Source organism: Elioraea sp. (genome assembly GCF_022842375.1).
Classification (GTDB): Bacteria; Pseudomonadota; Alphaproteobacteria; order Acetobacterales; family Acetobacteraceae; genus Elioraea_A.
In genome coordinates this window covers 236,439-254,862 of the sequence record NZ_JALHPR010000001.1, presented here as the reverse complement: position 1 = coordinate 254,862, position 18,424 = coordinate 236,439, and the positions used below count along the sequence as shown (strand labels likewise).

Here is an 18,424-nt window from a genome sequence, read left to right as displayed (position 1 = left end):
AGCGGCGTAGCCGGGCGAGGCGCGTTCTTTCAAGCCTTCGGCGGCAGCGGCAGGCAGGCCGCTGCCGTCGCGACCGCGAGGCGGTAGAGGCGGAACGCGGCGATGCCGGCGCCGGGAACGGCGGCGGCAAGGTCGCGCACCACCGGCGTCGCCCCGACGAACCCCTCCGCCGCCGTCTGCGCGATCAGGTCGGCGCCCGCCGTGGTGGCGGCGATCGAGATGGTCCGCCGCATCAGCCGCGCGGTGCCGAACAGCCCGGGCCTGAGCCCGTGCAGCGTTGCCACCTCACGCACCACGCGCAGGCCACGCCACAGCGCGATCACTCCATCGAGCCCAGGCGAGGGAGAGAGGGCGACGATCGCGCCCCCCTGGACCGCGGCGCGGCGGCCGATGCGGGCCGCCTCACCCGCGAGCGGCGCGGCGACGCCGGCGCGGAGATGAGCCGCGATCTCGGCGACGGAGCCAGCAGCGCTGATGGCCGGTATGACGCGGTCAGCCTCAGGCACGCGGCGCGCCACGCTGCGCACCCATGCAAGAGCACGCGAGCGCGTCTCCTCGATCGGTGCGGCAGGATCGGCGAGCAGCGCGGCAAGCCCATCGACGGTGCCGAGCGAGGCGAGCCCCCGCACCTCGCGCAGCATCGCAGCGCCCAGCAGCGCCGCACCCGTCCCGGCAGCGGCGAGCGAGAGCCAGCCGAGCAGCGGCGAGGTCGCGAACTGGTCTGCCACCACCGAGGCGAGCCCGAAGCCCGCCCAGGTGGCGAGCAGCACCGCGATCCCTGACGCTGCGAGCCCGAGCGTGCCCATTCCCGCGCGCGGCACCGAGAGATCAGCCGGCGCCCAGGGAACGGCGACAGCACCCTTGCCGCCCTCCTCGACGAGCAGAGCGGGCGTGCGCAGCGCATCGCTCGTGCGCGTCGGCGGCGGCTCAGCGGCGCTGTCATCAGCAAAGCCGGGTCGGCGCGGTGGGTCGGCGCTCATGCGAGGGCATCCCCGATCAGGTCGGCGAGAAGCGTGTCGAGCCCGAGATGCGGCACGCCGAGGCGCGCATCGGGCGCGAGCAGGGCCGGGCGGAACCCCTCGAAGCGGAACGGCGGGCCGGCCCAGAAGGTTGCGCCTGGCCGTTGCGGCGGGACGTGGCCTGGATCGAAGCTGCGGCGCCCGCCTTCGCCGAGGGGAATGCCCGAGACGGCGGCGATCTCCGCCCCGCCGCGCTTGACCGCCGTGTCCTCGGTCGCGCGGAGCGCGGCGATGGCGTGAACGCTTCGCCCCTCCCCCGATGCGGCATCGCCAACCAGATCGCGCAGCAGGGAGGCGAGTGCGGGGCGGGTCGCCGCAGGCACATGGTCGGCCTTCGTGGCGGCGAAGGCGAGATGCGTCGGCTGCGCCTGCCCAAGCAGGCGCGCGAGCAACCCGTCACGGCGGAGCACCTTCGCGATGGCGCCGATCGCACGCGCCGTGTCCTCGAACGCCGCTTCGCCGGCGTGCAACGCGCCAAGCACGTCGACCAGAACCACCTGGCGGTCGAACCGGTCGAGCTTGCCGCGAAACTCGGTCTGCTCCATGTCGACGAGGTAGGCGGCGTGGCGGTCGGCCAGCAGCGCGCCGAGCGTTCCGGGGGCAGGACGGTCGCCCGCGTCCGGCAGCGGGAAGAAGTAGAGAACCGGCGCCTCGCCGCGCGGCCCCGGGTTCAGCGCACGCCCAGGCTGGAGCCAGCGGAGGCCGTGGTCGCGCAAGGCGAGCAGCGCGTCGCGGTAGAGGCCCCAGCCGCGGCGGGCCACCGCTTCGTCGCCCGGGTCGGACGCGCGCACGCCGGAGAGCCAGGCGAGGAACTGCGCCGCCTCCCCCGCGCGCATCGGGTGGGCGAGAGAGGCCATGGTCTCGCGCGACCAGTCGGCGTAGCCCTGGCCGAGCATCGGCAGGTCGAGCAGCCATTCGCCGGGATAGTCGAGCACCTCGAGCGTCACGCGGCGCGGGCCTGCGAGGCGGCTGAACGCCCCGGCACGGTCGAGCGTGAGGGTGAGCGCGATGCGCGAGAGATCGGTCGTGCGGTCGGGCCAGGCGGGCTCGCGCCCGGCCAGGCGGTCGAGCTTCGGCGTCAGGTCGAAATGCGGAAGCGTCGAGGAGCCAGAGGGAGCGACCGTCACCTGCCGCAGCCGCCCGACATCGCCGATCCGCCGCGCGAGGGCGGGGAGCGTGTCGAGCCGGCGGCCCATCGCCAGCAGGTTGGCGATCATCGAGACGATGAACACCGTCTTGCCCGCTCGCGACAGGCCGGTGACGGCGAGGCGGATCGTCGTCTCGTTCAGCGTATCGTCGGCTGTGCGAAGGCCGCTCTCGATCAGCGAGCGGAGATAGGCGACGGGATCGGCGAGGGGCAATGCCCGGCCTATCTGACCCGCGCGATGCAGAAATCCACGATGCCGGAGAGCGCGCGACGCTCGGCGCAATCGGGGAAGGCGGCGAGTGCGGCGCGCGCACGCTCGCCATACGCCTCGGCGCGGCGGATGGATTCCGCCAGCGCGCCGCAGCGTGCCATCAGCCGCATCGCGGTGGCGAGGTCATCGTCGTTCTGCTCCTGCGCCTCGATCACGCGGCGCCAGAACACCCGCTCCTCCTCGTCGCCGGCGGCGTAGGCGAGCAGGACGGGAAGCGTCACCTTCCCCTCGCGGAAATCGTCACCCACGGTCTTGCCGAGTCGCGCCTGCTCGGCGCCGTAGTCGAGCACGTCATCGACCACCTGGAAGGCGATGCCGAGGTTGAGGCCGTATTCCTCGAGTGCCCGCTCCTCCTCCGGCCCGCGATCAGCCACCACGGCGCCGATCCGGGTGGCGGCGGCGAAGAGCGCGGCGGTCTTGCAGCGGATGACCTCGAGATACTGCGCCTCGGTGGTCGCCAGGTCGTTCTGGGTGACAAGCTGCAGCACCTCACCCTCGGCGATCGTGCTCGAGGCGGCGGAAAGGATGGCGAGAACGGCGAGCGACCCATCCTCGACCATCAGCTCGAAGCTGCGGCTGAACAGGAAATCACCCACCAGCACCGAGGCCTTGTTGCCGAACACGGCGTTGGCCGAGGCGAGGCCGCGGCGCAGCGTGCTTTCGTCAACCACATCGTCATGCAGCAGCGTGGCGGTGTGGATGAACTCGACGCAGGCGGCGAGATTGATGTGCCGCGCCCCGCTGTAGCCGGAGAGCCTCGCCGCAGCGAGCGTGAGCATGGGGCGGATTCGCTTGCCGCCGGCGGCGACCAGGTGGGCAGCGAGACGTGGGATCAGCTCGACCGGGCTGTGCATCCGCGCCACGATCACGCGATTGCAGGTCTCCAGGTCGTCACCGACGAGGTTGGAGAGGACGGTGAGCGCATCCTCGGTGACGGATCCTGGCACGGATCCTGGCACGGATCCTGGCACGGATCCTGGCACGGATCCTGGCACTGTTCCCGGGGCCTGGGGCGCGCGCAGGGGCGGCATGGCCCGCTCTGCGCCCGGCATCTCCTCTGCAGTCGTCTGCTCGGCCAAGGCCCGCACGCGGCTCTCCGGATTGCTTGACCATCCCCTGGTCCAGGTCAGGATATTGGCCGGCGGAAAACCGGGTCAAGGCAAGTGGCGCGATGCATGAGCTCCTGCGCACCAATGATGTCGTCCGCTTGAGCTATCTTCGGGCGGTCCTGGCCGATGCCGGCATCCCCACAATCGTGCTCGACCAGCACATGAGCGTGCTCGAAGGCAGTGCCGGGGCGATTCCCCGCCGGCTGATGGTGGCGGAGGAGGACGAGCGGGCGGCGCGCGCGCTGGTCGCTGCCGCCGAGGCCGATCTCGGCCCAGCGGCGTGAGTGCCACGAGAGAGCCGACTCGGCTGCTCGGCGGCCGCGTGCTGCTCGACCAGCGCGAGGCGGGGCTGCGCGCGACGATCGACCCCGTGCTGCTGGCCGCCTTCGTGCCGGCACGGCCTGGAGAGGCGGTCCTGGAGGCTGGAGCGGGGGTCGGGACAGCGTCGCTCTGCCTTCTCGCGCGGGTTTCCGGCGCGCGCGCGGTGGCGGTGGAGCGTGACGCGGCGCAGGCAGCGGCAGCAGAGGCGAACGCGGCACTGAACGGCTGGAGCATGCGACTGGGCGTGATCGCCGGCGACATAGCAGCCCGGGGCACCGCCCATGCAGCCGCGGCGCTGGGGCCGTTCGCCCATGCGATGGCCAATCCGCCCTGGTTCTCCGAGGGCAGCCTGCCCGATGCGCCACCAAGGCGGGCGGCCAAGCACGCGGAGGCTGCGGCCACGCTGGGGCCCTGGGTGTCATTCCTCGCCCGCAGGGTTGAGCAGGGCGGGACGGTGACGCTCGCGCTCACACCGGCACACCTCCCCGACGCCCTCGCAGCCCTCGCTGCCGCGCGACTCGGGTCGGCCACCCTGCTGCCGCTCTGGCCGCGGGCAGGGCTGCCTGCGAAGCGGCTTCTGCTCGCGGGCCGGAAGGGCGGGCGGGGGGCGTGCCGCATCCTGCCAGGCCTCGTGCTTCACCGCGCCGACGGCGCGTTCACCGACGAGGCAGAAGCGGTGCTCCGGCACGCCGGCACGCTCCCGCCAACGTGACCCGGCCAGGAGCGTGCAGCGGTGCGCGATGCCCGATCGAAGGCGGATTCGTGGCGGGGGCGGACATGGTCCCGCCATGGGGTGGGCGGAGACTCGGCAGGGCTGGATCAGCGCCGCGGGGATCGTCCCGGCGGCAGACCAGGGAGCGGACGATGCCGGACCGTCGCGTGACCACACCACTCGCTGCTTTGCTGCTGGGCGGCGGGCTCGCGCTCGCGCCGACGGCAGCAGAAGCTGATCGTGACCGCGGCCGCCACGGCGGATGGCATGGGCACCAGCGTGGCCATGGGCCCGGCTGGGGACACGGGCCGAGTTGGGGGCATGGCGGCGGCTGGGGCTATCGCCCGCCGGCGGTCATCATCTTGCCACCGCGCGCCTATCGCCCGCCGCCGGTCATTGTCATCCCCGGCTACGCGGTGCCCTACGGCCATGGCTACGGGCAGGGTTGGGGCTATGGCCCCCACGGCGGCGGCGGGGCTGAGTTCGGCGTGCGCATCCCGTTCCGCTGACTGGAGCGCACGGCGCGGCGGCTCAGTCGTCGCGCGCCTCGGGGTGGCGGAGGTGCCAGAGCCGCTCATGCGCGGCGACCAGGCTCTCCATGTTCTTCCGCCGGTTCGTGTCGGGAGAGAGCGGGCGGCGCGTCAGCATCATCTCGAGGATGTGCAGCAGTTGCTCGCCAACCTCGAAATCGCCCTGGTCGCACGCGTGGTGGAACGCAATCAGGATCTTGTCCGACAGGCGGCGGCTGTAGCGCGGCGGGTGCCGTACCCCTTCCCGCGCCGGATGTTCAAGTTCAGCATCGTCGACACCCATGACATCCCTCTCCGGCCGCGAACGCCACCACGCTCGCCCCAAGCCCTGCCTTCACGAAGCATGAGACTAGCGCGGAATCACCACGCAACTGAACCCCTCACCGCAGCCGCGTGACGGGACCGTGATGCCGCAGCGCAGCATCACGCTCGCAGCATCACGCCCAGCACACTGCGGCAACGCGGTCAGGCGAGCGCGATCGCCCCGCTCGGCTGCTTGTCGGTGAAGGTGGCATCCGCGAACGCCTCCTCCCACGTGCCGACGGTCGAGGCCTTGGAATACTCGGTCGCGCGGTTCTCGAAGAAGTTCGTGTGCTCGATGCCGTTCAGCATCTCGTCGAGCCACGGCAGCGGATTCTTCGCGACGTGGTACATCGGCTCGAGGCCGAGCTGCACGAGGCGCCGATCGGCGATGAAGCGGATGTACTGCTTCACCGAGGGCGCATCGAGCCCCTCGACGCCGCCGAGCTCGAAGGCGAGGTCGATGAACGCATCCTCGTGCTCGACGATCGTTGCGCAGATGAGATAGATTTCGCGGCGGAGTTCGTCCGTCCAGATCTCGGGGTTCTCCTGCACGAAGGTGCGGAACAGGCGGATCACGCTGAGGCAATGCAGCGTCTCGTCACGCACCGACCAGGAGACGATCTGGCCCATCCCCTTCATCTTGTTGAAGCGGGGGAAGTTCATGAGGATGGCGAAGGAGGCGAAGAGCTGCAGCCCCTCGGTGAAGGCGCCGAAGGCGGCGAGCGTCTTGGCGATCTCGGGTTTGCTGTCGACCCGGAAGGTCTGCATGTAGTCGTACTTGTCCTTCATCTCCTTGTAGCGGAGGAAGGCCTGGTACTCGAGTTCCGGCATGCCGATGGTGTCGAGCAGGTGGCTGTAGGCGGCGATGTGCACCGTCTCGATGTTGGAAAACGCCGAGAGCATCATCAGCACTTCGGTGGGTTTGAACACCTGGCTGTAGTGCTTCATGTAGCAGTTGTTCACCTCGACATCGGCCTGGGTGAAGAACCGGAAGATCTGCGACAGCAGGTTGCGCTCACCGGCGGAAAGGTTCTTGTGCCAATCCTTCACGTCATCGGCGAGCGGCACTTCCTCGGGTAGCCAGTGGATGCGCTGCTGCGTCAACCACGCGTCATAGGCCCAGGGGTAGCGGAAGGGCTTGTAGACAGGGTTCTCGGTGAGCAGGTCGAACCGCACCGGCAGCTCGTCGGGCGAGTGCCCACCGTTGCGGTGCCCGTTCGTTCCGTTCGGGTGTCCATCAGCCATCGCTCGTCTCCCGTCATGATCCGCAGGTGACGCGGGGGCCAGACGGCCCCCGCTCACGCATCCCCATGCCATCGCCACCCAGCCTGACTGGCTGCCTCACTGGCAGGCGAGGCATTCCTCGTAGTCCGTCGTTTCGCCGGTCTTCGCTGCTGCCGCCACCAGCGGGAGCGGCACCGCGATGTCGTTGGCCACGCCCGGCACCGGCGCGCGCACGGTGCCGATCGACATCTCCGCCTTCTCGCTCACCGTGTCGGCGCGCTGGATGGAGAGCGAGCGGCAGTAGTAGAGGCTCTTCACGCCCTTCTTCCAGGCCTGGTAGTGGATCTGGTGCAGGTCGCGCTTATGCGCGTTGGCGGGCAGGAACACGTTCACGCTCTGGCTCTGGCAGATGAAGGGCGTACGGTCCGCCGCATGCTCGATCACCCAGCGCTGGTCGAGCTCGTAGGCCGTGCGGAACACCGCCTTCTCGTGCTCGTCGAGGCAGTCGAGATGCTGCACCGAGCCCTTGTTCACCGTGATCGACGTCCAGGTGTCCTCGTCGTCGCGGCCCTTCGACGCGAGCAGCTTCTGGAGGTCGCGGTTGCGCACCACGAAGCTGCCCGACAGCGTCTTCTGGATGAACACGTTCGCAGCGATCGGCTCGATCCCCGGGCTGGCGTTGCCTGCGATCACCGAGATCGAGGCGGTCGGCGCGATCGCGATCTTGTTCGAGAAGCGCTCCATGATGCCGTAGTCGGCGGCATCGGGGCATGCGCCACGCTCCTCGGCCAGCGTCCGCGAGGCAGCGTCGCACTGCGCCTTGATGTGCCGGAAGATGCGCTTGTTCCACACCTTCGCGATCACGCCCTCGAACGGCACCATCTTCTGCTGCAGGAACGAGTGGAACCCCATGACGCCGAGGCCCACGCTGCGCTCGCGCATCGCGGAATAGCGCGCGCGCTCCATCCCCTCCGGCGCACGGTCGATGAAGTCCTGCAGCACGTTGTCGAGGAACCGCATGATATCCTCGATGAAACGTGGCTCGTTCTCCCACGCATCCCACGTCTCGAGGTTGAGGGAGGAGAGGCAGCACACCGCCGTACGCTGCTTTCCGTCCTTGTCGAGGCCCGTCGGCAGCGTGATCTCGCTGCAGAGGTTGGACGTCTTCACCTCGAGGCCGGCGAGCTTCTGGTGCTCGGGGCGCGCGTTGTTCACATGGTCGGAGAACACGAGATAGGGCTCGCCCGTCTCGATCCGCGCGGTGAGGATGCGGATCCAGAGCGCGCGGGCAGAGACGGTGCGCACCACCGCCCCGTCCTTCGGGCTGGTGAGCGCCCACGGCTCATCGGCCTCCACCGCCCGCATGAAGGCATCGGGCACCAGGACGCCGTGATGCAGGTTCAGCGCCTTGCGGTTCGGATCACCGCCGGTCGGCCGGCGGATCTCGACGAACTCCTCGATCTCCGGGTGGCTCAGCGGCAGGTACACGGCCGCAGAGCCGCGGCGGAGAGAACCCTGGCTGATCGCGAGCGTGAGGCTGTCCATCACCCGGATGAAGGGGATGACGCCGGAGGTCTTGCCGTTATGGCCGACACGCTCGCCGATCGAGCGCAGGTTGCCCCAGTAGCTGCCGATGCCGCCGCCCTTCGAGGCGAGCCACACATTCTCGTTCCAGAGCCCGACAATGCCGTCGAGGCTGTCGGTCGCCTCGTTCAGGAAGCAGGAGATCGGCAGGCCGCGCGTCGTTCCGCCATTGGACAGAACCGGTGTCGCGGGCATGAACCAGAGCTGCGACATCGCATCGTACAGGCGCTGCGCATGGCCGGCATCGTCGGCGTAGTAGGAGGCTACGCGGGCGAACAGGTCCTGGTAGCCCTCGCCCGGCATCAGGTAGCGGTCATCGAGCGTGGCACGGCCAAAATCCGTCAACAATGCATCGCGCGAACGATCGACGCGCACGGGGTGCCGGCCGGGCAGTTGCACCGTGTCGAGGTTCACAACGTCAAGCGTCATCGTGTCCGGCACGCCACCCTCCCGATCCGCATTGCCGATCCGCCCGGCACGCCATGGCGAGCATGCAGAGGCTGAGCCTCCACATCAAGATGTAGCGCCAAGTGACGGCGCGAAACACGAAATACGGTGTCGCGCCTGTCACCCGGTTGCCACAGCCGCTTGGCCAAGCCACCCTATGTTCCTGCTATGTTCGCAGGGATCGGGCCGGTCCGCCAGCGCCGCGTGTGTCATAGGCGGCGACTCCGCCTTCCGCCATGCCGCCGACAGCACCATGCCCGCGATCCACGTTTTCCCCATCATTAGCCGGCGGCTTCATCGCGTTATCCCCGCTGCTCACCCAATCCACAGGGGGCCAGCACCGGCCGGTTGCGCACACCCACCGACACGACGCTCGCACTGCTGAACGAGACGACGTTCCTCGCACGGCGAATGCGCGAGGATGCCGGTGCCGAACGTGCCGCGATCTCGCCATCGCGAACCGGGCGGGTGAACTGAACACCGCCCGCCTGTCCCGGTTGATGACACGCCGCGGTGCGGCTGAGCTCGCCTGGCGCCGCCTCGTCGAACTCAGCCCGGCTGGCACGGCAGCGCCGGAGACGCGGGCGGCCTTCGCGGCCACCAGCGATCTCTATTTCGGTGGCTTCATCCCAGTGCGCGACAGGGTGCTCGCCGCCGCAGCGGGAGGTTCCCCGCCGCCGATCGCCTTCGCGAGATGGCAGGCCCTCGATGACCGCACCGGGGAACACCAGGCCGGCGCTTCCACGCACCGTACGCGAGGACGACGACGTTGGCGTGATCGTCCGCGCCGTCGGTGCGCAGGGCGAACAGACTGCTGCAAGGCTGGCGGAGGAAGCAGATCGGCAGCGCGTCGCGGCGGAGCAGATCGAACGCGTCAAGCGGCTTGAAGCGTTCGTCGCACAGCAGGCGGGGATCGTCCGCGCCCGGATCAGCGACTTTCGCAAGGACGTTCGTGCTGCCGAGAGCATGACCTGCCGTCGCTGCCCATGGCCCGGCGCTATCCGTCGCGGGGAAACACCACCCGCGTCAGGATAGCGTCGGCATCAGCGGCGGGGCGCGCTGCGGCAGCGCATACTGCTGCACGGATCACGCCGCGCGACGGAGCATGCCCATCAACCCATAGACGCCCATCGTCGCGCCCACCGCACCGGCGGCGAAGATGAGCGCGATGAGCACCCAATCGATCGGCCCGCCGATATCGCGGAAGCCGGAATTCGTCACCGCCTGCATGACAAGGACGGCGGCGACACCGCCGACAAGCCCAGCCCCCTCGGCCCAGAGCAGGCGCCGCGACACCACGCCACGGTCGCGAAGCAGCACGACGGCGAGCAGCACCGTCGCTGCAACGGCAAGCGCTGCGATCACCCACAGCCACGGCCCCAGCATCTCCTGGAACACCGCGACGAAGGTGCCGATATCGAGTTCCTTCATGGTCCCCTCCCCCTACGCCAGGCCGCGCAGCATCGCGAGATAGGTCGGCTTCAGCCCGACCTCCTTCATGATCCAGCTCACCCACAATTCCTCGAGCGGCGCGATCACGCCGGGGAATGACGGGACGAGATTGTCGTCGTAGTCGAACTCGACCAGCATCGCGCGGCCGACGCGCGTGATCATCGGGCACGAGGTGTAGCCGTTGTAGCGCTCGGTGCTCTCGCGCCCCTCGATGTCGGCGACGAGATGATCGACGGCAACGGGCACCTGCCACTTCACCGAGGCGGCCGTCTTGCCCTTCGGCACGCCGGCGACGTCACCCACCGCGAACACGTTGGCGTAGCGGCGATGGCGCAGCGTCGCGCGATCGACCTCGGCCCAGCCATCCGCGGCAAACGGCCCCTGCTGCCAGCGGAGCGGCGAGTTGCGCACCACCTCTGGCGCGCGCATCGGCGGCACCACATTGATGAAATCGTATCGTATCGGCACCATTCCGGAGGCTGTCCTGAACGTGGCCGTCCGCGCGCCCGGGTCGATCGCCGCGAGCTCATGCTCGTGGTTCACCGTGATGCCGCGGTCGCGATACAGCATGCGGAGCTTTTCCGCGACGATCGGCACGCTGAACAGCACCTTGTTGTGCGCGTTGTAGATGAGCTCCGCCTTGCCGCGGTTGCCGCGGCGCCGCAGCGTATCGTCGGTCAGGAACGCGTATTTCAGCGGCGCGCCGGCGCATTTCATCTCGGTCGAGGGCCGGCAGAACAGCGCGGTGCCGCCACGGTCGGCGAAGGCCGACATCGCGCGCCAGGTCGCCGCCGCAGCCTCCGGCCCGGCATAGACGGAGCCAAGGCCATCGCGGCCGATGCGCGCGATATCCATGCCCGCGATGGCGGCGTAGTCGAGCGAGAGGCCGGTGGCGAGGATCAGGAAATCATAGTCGAGGCGCTGGCCACCGGCGGTCGTCACGCGGCGCGCCTCGGGGTCGATCTCCACCGCCCTGTCCTCGACCAACCGCACGCTGGGGCTGACGAAGTCTGCGGTCCGGCTGACAGCGTAGGCCGCCGGCTTCAGCCCGGCCGCAACCAGGGTGAAGCCAGGCTGGTAGTAATGCGCCTTCCTGGCATCGACGAGGGTGATGGTCGCCCCATCAAGGCGCTGCGCCAGTCGCGAGGCCATCGAGAGCCCGGCAGCGCCAGCCCCGAGGATGACGATGCGCGCCCGCGTCGCGACGGAGGCGCGCGTCGGGGCGAGCGTCGCCGTGGCCGCGAGCGCCGATGCCGCGGCAAGGAAGAAGCGGCGGCCGGGCATGCCCTGCCGTACTGGTGCTGGCAACATGATCCTCCCTTCCGGCCGTTGCGTCCGGCCAATAACACTTCATATTCGAAGTTATGAACTTATGAATGGAACCACGATCTTTCATTGATTCACATCAATGGGTGTTCAGCGCGCTCAGCCGGGGGTGGAGGCAAGCGTGACGGCAACCTGGGCGGCGATCACCTTCGCGATCGTCATCGAGGGGAAGATCGTTGCGTAGCCGACATCGACGCGGTCAGACTGCAGGCGCCGCGCGCCATAGGCCGGGATGGCCGGGTTGCCTGTCGCCCCCGCCATGACGCCGATCAGCGAATCGTAGGGCACCTTCAGCACGAGCAGCCCGATGAGGAGCACGACGCCGACATTGGCGCTGAGCACCAGCGCGGCGGCGAGCAGGATCGGCACGCCCGATCGCGCCACCTCGTCGACGAAGGGCCTGCCCGCTCCCATTGCGACGGCGGCGAGGAACACCGTCAGCCCGAAATTGCGCAGCACCAGGTTGGCCGTCATCGGCATGCGCCAGCCGATCGGGCCGGTGCGGCCGAGCGCGCCGAGGATCAGCGCCACGATCAGCGGCCCGCCGGCGACGCCGAGCGTGAACACCCCAACGCCCGGCAGCGGGCTCGGCACGACGCCGAGCGCAAGGCCAAGCACCATGCCGAACCCGACCGAGACGTAGGAGAACTCCGCGTTGCCGCGGATCGAATCGCCGAAATGCGCACGCACCTCTGCCAGCTTCGCCGCCGGTGCAAGAACCACCACGCGGTCGCCCGCCTCGAGCATCAGGTCAGGCTCGGCGATCAATTCCGCGTCGCCACGACGCACATGCGTGATGCGCATCGGAAAGCCGGGCGAAGGCAACTCGGCGATCATGCGGCCGAGCAGGCCTGGCTTGGAGACGAACACGCGGACGATGTCGAGGTCGCGCCTGTCCTTGGCGATGCGCTGCGGATCGGCCGTGCCCAGCAACGCGATGGCCGCGTCGAGTGCTGCGGGAAGGCCCAGCAGCAGAAGCGCGTCATCCTCCTCCAGCGTCAGCGCTGGTTCGGCCAGCATGTTCATGTGGTCGCGCCTGAGGCCGCTGATGCTCACGCCAGCGGGGAGCGAGGCAGCGACGGCAGCGATGTTGCGGCCGATCATGCCGGGCTGCGTGACCGTCACCTCGGCGAAGCGCAGCGCCGCCGCGGGGTTCGCGATCACGGGCTTCAGCCAGGCGGTGACGAAGTGGATCGCGAGGATCGGCCCGATCACGCCGATCGGATAGGCCACCGAATAGCCGATCGCGGGGTCCTTGCTGCCGGCCGCGGCGAGCGCTGCCTGGAGTGCCGCGGTGGATGTGCCCGCCCCGGCGAACAGGCCGACCGAGATCGGCACGGAAAGCCCGAGCAGACTGCCCGCCTGGACCGCGACGAGGAGGGACGCAAGGACGGCCGCGAGCGCGAGTGCGTTCCACACAAGCCCGGGACCCGCGAGCCCGGCGAAGAACTGCCTGCCGTACTGGATGCCGACGCCGTAGAGGAACATCAGCAGGCCCAGCGTGCTGACCATCCCCGGCGGAGCCGCGCGCGGCGCAAGCGCGCCGACGAACAGCCCTGCGAACAGCACCGCGCCGACGCCGAGCGAGAAGCCGCGGACCGAGACCTGCCCGAGTGCGTAGCCCACCCCGATGACCAGGAACAGCGCAAGCAGGGGCTGCGCCTCGAGAAAGGCCGCGATCACGGTCGTTTCGCCTCCACGGCATGATGCCGCGCGCCGAGCCTGCGCCCCGGCCTGGCCGCCCCGCAAGCGCCGCGCGTCAGACGACCTGGTTCTTCAGCTCCTTTTCGCCACGCTGCAGCCGCCCGAGATTCTCCATCAGCAGGTCGAGCACGTTGTCCTCGTAGGACCGCGTCTCGCCGCCCGTGTGCGGTGTGATCAGCACGTTCGGCATCGACCACAGCGGGCTTTCCGGCGGCAACGGCTCCGGCTCCGTGACGTCGAGCGCGGCGCCCGCGATCCGCCCCGCCTGAAGGGCCACGACGAGCGCGCCGGTGTCGACCACCTTGCCGCGGGCGGCATTGACGAGGATGGCAGAAGGCTTCATCAGGCCAAGCGCCGCGGCGCCGATCAGTCCCGTCGTTTCGGGCGTCAGCGGGCAGGTCAGCGCCACCACATCGGCGCGCGGCAGCAGCGATGGCAGCGCGGCGAGGCCATGCACCTCGTCAGCCCCCTCCCCGCCCGAAGCGGGGTTGCCGCGGATGCCGATGACGGTCATGTCGAAGGCCTTGGCCAGACGCGCGAGGCGCCCGCCAATGCGGCCAAGCCCCACCACCAGCATCGTCTTGCCGCCGAGCTCGTCCTCGCGCTGGCCAAGGTCGCCGATCATGCCGCGCCAGAACGGCTTGCCCTGGTTGTCGCGCGCCTCGGGGATGCGGCGATACATCGCCAGCACCAGCGCCATCGCATGATCCGACACAGCGCGCGCATTCGCCCCCTGTGCCGAGGCGAGCCGGATGCCGTGCGCGGCGAACACCGCCTTGTCGTACTGGTCGACGCCGGCGCTGATCGACTGCACGAAGCGGAGCTTCTTCGCATCCGGCGCGAGCGCGTTGTTCCAGAAGCCGGAGACGACGAGGACGTCGAGCTCGCCAACGCGCGCGGCAAGCTCCTCGCGCGAGCGGAGCTCGATGAAGGGCAGCCCGGTGTTCCGCAGCGGGAACCGCTCGCCGAAGCGATAGGCGATGTGGGCGAAGCCGATCAGCGGGTTTTTCGGGAAATCGCTCATCACCTGGCCTCCACGCCGAACGGATCGTCAACGGAATGGGCGGGCGCGGTGAACCATGCAGCGCCCTTCTCCGTCACATGGATGTGGTCCTCGAGCCTGATGCCGCACTCGCCATACACGGCGAGTGTCGGCTCGATCGAGCCGCACATGCCGACATCGAGCGGCAGCGCGTTGCCCTTCACGAAATAGGGCTCCTCGTGCCCGTCCATCCCGACACCGTGACCGACGCGATGCGGCAGCCCGGGCGTCTTGTAGCCAGGCCCGAAGCCTGCCGCGACGATCACGCCGCGCGCGGCATCGTCAAGCGCGCCGCAGGCAACACCCGGGCGCGCTGCGGCAAAGCCTGCCGCCTGGCTCTCCTTCACCGTGTTCCAGAGGAAACGCTGGCGCTCAGTCGGTTCGCCGAACACGTAGGAGCGGGTGATGTCGGAACGGTAGTTGTGCAGCGACGCGCCGCAATCGATCAGCACCATGTCGCCTGCCTTGAGCGTCTGCGGATACGGCACGCCGTGCGGATAGGCGGATGCTTCGCCGAACAGCACGATGTTGAACGGGCAGCCGCCATCGAAGCCCGCCTTGCGATGGGCGGCATCGACGAAGGCCTGCACCGCCGTCGTGGCGATCCCCTCGTGCAGGATGCGCGCCGCGGCGGCGTGGATGTCGACCGTGGTCTTCATCGCCTGGGTGATGAGTGCGATCTCGTGCCCGGTCTTGCGCTGACGGAGGAACGAGGCGATCGAGGCCGACCTGCCGTAGCGGTAATCGGCCCCGCCCGTCTCGCGGATGCCGTGCGCGATGAAAGCGTGCGCGAGATCATCGATCGCGATGCCGCCAGAGGTGATCTGGAGCGACCGCAGCGTGTCGTAGAAGAGCGCGAAGGGGTCCTCGTCCTCCTCCCACCCGCGCACCGGGGCGGGGATGGGTTGCATCGCGCGGATGCGCTCGGCCTCGAATTCGGGGCAGATGAAGGTGATCTCGCCGCGGCGCGGCAGGATCGCGCCCACCATGCGCTCCGACTGGCCGTGGCGAAGGCCGGTGAAGTAGGCAAGGTTCGTGGTGCCGTCGAGCCACATCGCCTCGACGCCCTGCTCCTCCATCACCACGCGCGCGGCAGCGACCCGGCGGGCAATCTCCTCCGCCCCGATCGGTGGCACGGCATCGCGCATGGAGGTAATCGCCGCTAGTTCCGCCTCTGCGGTGCTGCCGCCGACGCCGATCGTCATGGTGTGATTGTCCCCGGTCCGTGTATCCCGCGCTCGGGACGCAGGCTGCTACACCCCGCGCCCGCGGTCCAGACCAGGACAGCTACACGGCGCGCGCGTGGCGGCGGGCCCCGGAGTCCTGCCGGGAGTCGAGCCGATGGTCGAACAGCGCGGCGACCGTGCGCAGGAAGGCGCGGCCGCGCGGCAGCACCGCGATGCGCCAGCCCTCGCGCACGACAAGCCCGTCGGCGGCCATCGCATCGACCTGCGGCAGGATGCCGGCAAAGCGGCTGGCCGGGACCTTCCATGCGCGGCAGACCGCCCCGACATCGACGGCAAGGTCGCACATCACCCGCTCGATCAGCGCCGCACGCAGGCGATCCTCGTCATCCAGCGCCGTGCCGCGCGCGATCGCGAGGCGGCCGGCGGTCACGGCATTGCGCCAGGCAGGGATGCCCGCCTCGTTCTGCGCATAGCCATCGGGCAGTGCGGTGATCGCCGAGGCGCCAAGGCCGAGCAGAACGGGGGCAGCATCATCGGTGTAGCCCTGGAAGTTGCGGCGCAGCGTTCCCGCTTCCTGCGCACGGCTGAGCGGATCGTCGGGCTTGGCAAAGTGGTCAAGGCCGATCGCGGCATAGCCGGCCGTGTCGAACACGCGGGAGGCTGCGTGGAACTGAGCGAGCCGTGCGGCGGCGTCGGGCAGCGTCGCGTCGTCGATCATGCGCATGTTGCGCTTCATCCACGGCACATGCGCATAGCCGAACAGCGCCACGCGATCAGGCGCGAACTTCAGCGCCTCGCGAGCGGTCAGCGCCACCGAGAACTCGTCCTGGTGCGGCAGGCCGTACATGAGGTCGAGGTTGATCGCCTCGATCCGCGCGCCGCGCAGCCGCGCGATCGCGTCCGCCACCATCGCGAGTGGCTGAACGCGGTTGACGGACTTCTGCACTTCCGGGTTGAAATCCTGCACGCCAAGGGAGGTGCGCGTCACCCCGCTCGCGGCCAGCGCGGCGATCATCGGCCGCGTCAGCGTGCGCGGATCGAGCTCGACCGCGATCTCGGCATCGGGGGCAAGGTCGAACAGCCGGCGGATTGCGGCATCGACACGGCCCCAGTGCGTGGGCCCCAGGATGGAGGGCGTGCCGCCGCCCCAGTGGATGCGCGTGACGCGCATGCGGGCGGGCAGGCGAGCGGCCAGGAGCTCGGCTTCGGCGATCAGGTCGCGGGCATAGGCCTCCACCGGCGCCATGGTGTTGGCCACCATGGTATTGCAGCCGCAGTACCAGCACATGCGCTTGCAGAAAGGCACGTGGAGATAGAGCGAGACCGGAGCGCCTGGGTCGAGGCGCGCGAGCCATGATCCGACCGTATCGGCATCGATCCCCGGGTGGAACGAGACTGCCGTCGGGTAGCTGGTGTAGCGGGGAACGCGGCCGTCCCAGCGCGCGATCAGGTCAGTCCAGGGAACCGTGGCTTGCATGGCGAAAAGCTTCGACCCGCGCCAGCGGCGGATGCATTGCGCCAGATCAATTCGCGAATGCGAACGAATCACGCAGCGGGTGCGACCAACCCCTCGGCGGCTGCCTCTGCCCGGAACGACGCGGCGATATGGCGGGCGAGCGCATCGGCAAGCGGCTGGCGCGCAGTGGGGGCGACAGCGAGCGCGATCGAGAAGCCGGGCAGCGGCGGCAGGCCTTCCGCAGGGCCGAGGATGCGCAGGCCTGGGGGCAGCGTACAGGGCGTGTTGACCGAGATGGCAAGGCCGGCGAGCACGGCGGAATGCTGCCCAGCCTGGCTGTTTGAGAGATAGGCCACGCGGTAGCGGCGCCCGGCCTCGTCAAGCGCACGCTCCGCGCTCCGCCGCCACGTGCATGCGCCGTGGCCGAGCGCGAGCGGCAGCGGATCGCGCTTGTGCAGGTCGGGATGGTCGCGAGAGCCGACCCAGAGAAGCGGCCCCTGCCATACCACTTCCGCGCGCGGCGGCGCACAGCCGACCGAGATGAGCGAGAGGTCGATGTCGCCGGCCTCGAGCTGTCCGGCGAGGTTCTCGGACGGCTCGCACACCACCAGCATCTCGACATCCGGGTGGGTCGCGGCGAAACGCGCCATGATGTCGGGGAGATAGCGCGTGGCATAGTCGTCAGGCGCGCCGATGCGGACGGTGCCGGTCAGCCGCGGCGCGCGGAAGGCAGCGACGATCTCGTCGGTCATGCCGACCACGCCGCGGGCGCGGGCGAGCAGGAACTGGCCATGCTCGGTCAACTCGGTCCGCCGCCCTGCCTTGCGGAAAAGCGGTTTGCCGAGCAGCTCCTCGAGGCGTCGCATCTGCATCGAGACGGCCGATTGCGTGCGGCCGACGACGGTTGCGGCATGGGTAAAGCTGCGCCCCTCGGCGATCAGCACGAAGCTGCGCAGCAGGTCGGTGTCCAGGCCGGTCGGTGCGTTCATGAGGTGGGTGGGTGCGTTCATCTGGCCCTCCGTTGGCCCTCCGTTGGCCTTCCGTTCGCCTTCTGGCACCGATGATGTTTCATGATCGACCAAATCACATCAATGCATTTCTGTGATGGGTTGGGAGTGTGCAGAGTGCATGGCGCGGCGGCATCAGGCCCCCGCGAACCAGACCAGAGAGGAATCCGGACCATGTCCGCCCCCACCATCGCCACCAGGACCACTCAAGCCGGATTCGCGGGCGGTGCCCAGCCCGCGCCGGTCTCGCTGTGGACGGTCATGCGCCGGATGTGGGTCGCGGTGACGACGCGACACGAGCTCGCCTCGCTCGACGAGCGCATGCTGCACGACCTTGGCCTGTCGAAAGCGGACGTTTTCCGCGAGGTCGGACGCGCCCCGTGGGACACGGCCCCGGTGCGGCGCGGCGACAGGATGCTCTGACGCGCGAAGGGGGCGGCGGCTCCCCGTTGCCAGCCGCCCCCGGAGCGCGATCCACCCCCCCGGCTGGATCGCGCTCCATGACAGGCCTCCCCAGGCCCCTGAAGTCATTAATAAGATAAACCTCGTCAAATCATCCCGAATGACGGTTGTTTACCGCAAC

Annotated in this window: 19 protein-coding genes; 6 read left to right on the top strand and 13 right to left on the bottom strand. The window is 69.4% G+C overall.

The window, feature by feature from the left end; genetic code table 11:
• Window positions 1–29: 29 nt before the first annotated feature.
• From Q0C38_RS01180 to Q0C38_RS01170, 3 genes are read right to left on the bottom strand one after another with little or no spacing between them, the layout of a single operon-like run.
• Window positions 30–980: a DUF697 domain-containing protein gene (locus Q0C38_RS01180; protein ID WP_291295215.1), complete on the bottom strand. Its 951-nt coding sequence runs from the start codon at window positions 978–980 to the stop codon at window positions 30–32.
• Window positions 977–2,380, bottom strand: coding sequence for a YcjX family protein (locus Q0C38_RS01175; protein WP_291295214.1), 1,404 nt, complete (start codon window positions 2,378–2,380; stop codon window positions 977–979). Before Q0C38_RS01175 ends, Q0C38_RS01180 begins: the two co-directional genes overlap by 4 nt.
• An 8-nt stretch (window positions 2,381–2,388) precedes the next feature.
• On the bottom strand, window positions 2,389–3,384 hold the full coding sequence (locus tag Q0C38_RS01170) for a polyprenyl synthetase family protein (RefSeq protein ID WP_291295213.1): 996 nt from the start codon (window positions 3,382–3,384) through the stop codon (window positions 2,389–2,391).
• Window positions 3,385–3,608: 224 nt separating this feature from the next.
• Between Q0C38_RS01170 and Q0C38_RS01165 the strand changes: the two genes are divergently transcribed.
• The 3 genes from Q0C38_RS01165 to Q0C38_RS01155 all read left to right on the top strand — a co-directional run bounded on the left by Q0C38_RS01165 (window position 3,609) and on the right by Q0C38_RS01155 (window position 5,088).
• Window positions 3,609–3,830 carry a DUF2007 domain-containing protein gene (locus tag Q0C38_RS01165; RefSeq protein ID WP_291295212.1) on the top strand — a complete coding sequence of 74 codons (222 nt, stop codon included), beginning with the start codon at window positions 3,609–3,611 and terminating at the stop codon, window positions 3,828–3,830.
• Entirely contained in the window at window positions 3,827–4,579 is a 753-nt protein-coding gene (locus Q0C38_RS01160) for a tRNA1(Val) (adenine(37)-N6)-methyltransferase (RefSeq protein ID WP_291295211.1), read from the top strand. Before Q0C38_RS01165 ends, Q0C38_RS01160 begins: the two co-directional genes overlap by 4 nt.
• A 152-nt stretch (window positions 4,580–4,731) precedes the next feature.
• On the top strand, window positions 4,732–5,088 hold the full coding sequence (locus Q0C38_RS01155) for a hypothetical protein (RefSeq protein ID WP_291295210.1): 357 nt from the start codon (window positions 4,732–4,734) through the stop codon (window positions 5,086–5,088).
• Window positions 5,089–5,110: 22 nt separating this feature from the next.
• Here Q0C38_RS01155 and Q0C38_RS01150 read toward each other — a convergent pair whose 3' ends face one another.
• From Q0C38_RS01150 to Q0C38_RS01140, 3 genes are all read right to left on the bottom strand, one after another.
• The gene (locus Q0C38_RS01150) at window positions 5,111–5,392 is read right to left on the bottom strand and encodes a hypothetical protein (RefSeq protein WP_291295209.1); all 282 of its coding nucleotides are present in this window, start codon (window positions 5,390–5,392) and stop codon (window positions 5,111–5,113) included.
• 182 nt (window positions 5,393–5,574) lie between these two features.
• Window positions 5,575–6,657 (bottom strand): ribonucleotide-diphosphate reductase subunit beta, encoded by a 1,083-nt coding sequence (locus Q0C38_RS01145; protein ID WP_291295208.1) that lies wholly within the window; start codon window positions 6,655–6,657, stop codon window positions 5,575–5,577.
• Between the two features lie 96 nt (window positions 6,658–6,753).
• On the bottom strand, window positions 6,754–8,649 hold the full coding sequence (locus Q0C38_RS01140) for a ribonucleoside-diphosphate reductase subunit alpha (protein ID WP_291295320.1): 1,896 nt from the start codon (window positions 8,647–8,649) through the stop codon (window positions 6,754–6,756).
• A 366-nt stretch (window positions 8,650–9,015) separates the two neighbouring features.
• Between Q0C38_RS01140 and Q0C38_RS01135 the strand changes: the two genes are divergently transcribed.
• Both Q0C38_RS01135 and Q0C38_RS01130 read left to right on the top strand, forming a co-directional pair.
• Complete coding sequence (locus Q0C38_RS01135) at window positions 9,016–9,144, top strand: hypothetical protein (protein WP_291295207.1); 129 nt, start codon at window positions 9,016–9,018, stop codon at window positions 9,142–9,144.
• A 231-nt stretch (window positions 9,145–9,375) separates the two neighbouring features.
• Window positions 9,376–9,702, top strand: a complete 327-nt coding sequence (locus Q0C38_RS01130) for a hypothetical protein (protein ID WP_291295206.1) — start codon at window positions 9,376–9,378, stop codon at window positions 9,700–9,702.
• A 51-nt stretch (window positions 9,703–9,753) separates the two neighbouring features.
• On the opposite strand, the gene Q0C38_RS01125 is transcribed toward Q0C38_RS01130, so the two are convergent.
• The 7 genes from Q0C38_RS01125 to Q0C38_RS01095 all read right to left on the bottom strand — a co-directional run bounded on the left by Q0C38_RS01125 (window position 9,754) and on the right by Q0C38_RS01095 (window position 17,844).
• Window positions 9,754–10,098, bottom strand: a complete 345-nt coding sequence (locus Q0C38_RS01125; RefSeq protein ID WP_291295205.1) for a DUF5368 domain-containing protein — start codon at window positions 10,096–10,098, stop codon at window positions 9,754–9,756.
• A gap of 12 nt (window positions 10,099–10,110) precedes the next feature.
• Window positions 10,111–11,403, bottom strand: a complete 1,293-nt coding sequence (locus Q0C38_RS01120; RefSeq protein WP_291295204.1) for an NAD(P)/FAD-dependent oxidoreductase — start codon at window positions 11,401–11,403, stop codon at window positions 10,111–10,113.
• Window positions 11,404–11,544: 141 nt separating this feature from the next.
• Window positions 11,545–13,128: an aspartate:alanine exchanger family transporter gene (locus Q0C38_RS01115; RefSeq protein WP_291295203.1), complete on the bottom strand. Its 1,584-nt coding sequence runs from the start codon at window positions 13,126–13,128 to the stop codon at window positions 11,545–11,547.
• 76 nt (window positions 13,129–13,204) lie between these two features.
• Window positions 13,205–14,173, bottom strand: coding sequence for a D-2-hydroxyacid dehydrogenase (locus Q0C38_RS01110; RefSeq protein ID WP_291295202.1), 969 nt, complete (start codon window positions 14,171–14,173; stop codon window positions 13,205–13,207).
• Window positions 14,173–15,396, bottom strand: a complete 1,224-nt coding sequence (locus tag Q0C38_RS01105) for a Xaa-Pro peptidase family protein (RefSeq protein ID WP_291295201.1) — start codon at window positions 15,394–15,396, stop codon at window positions 14,173–14,175. Before Q0C38_RS01105 ends, Q0C38_RS01110 begins: the two co-directional genes overlap by 1 nt.
• An 82-nt stretch (window positions 15,397–15,478) precedes the next feature.
• Entirely contained in the window at window positions 15,479–16,855 is a 1,377-nt protein-coding gene (gene hemN / locus Q0C38_RS01100) for an oxygen-independent coproporphyrinogen III oxidase (RefSeq protein WP_291295200.1), read from the bottom strand.
• A 68-nt stretch (window positions 16,856–16,923) separates the two neighbouring features.
• Window positions 16,924–17,844 (bottom strand): LysR substrate-binding domain-containing protein, encoded by a 921-nt coding sequence (locus Q0C38_RS01095; RefSeq protein WP_291295199.1) that lies wholly within the window; start codon window positions 17,842–17,844, stop codon window positions 16,924–16,926.
• 171 nt (window positions 17,845–18,015) lie between these two features.
• On the opposite strand from Q0C38_RS01095, the gene Q0C38_RS01090 reads away from it, so the two are divergent.
• On the top strand, window positions 18,016–18,264 hold the full coding sequence (locus Q0C38_RS01090) for a DUF1127 domain-containing protein (protein ID WP_291295198.1): 249 nt from the start codon (window positions 18,016–18,018) through the stop codon (window positions 18,262–18,264).
• Window positions 18,265–18,424: the final 160 nt, after the last annotated feature.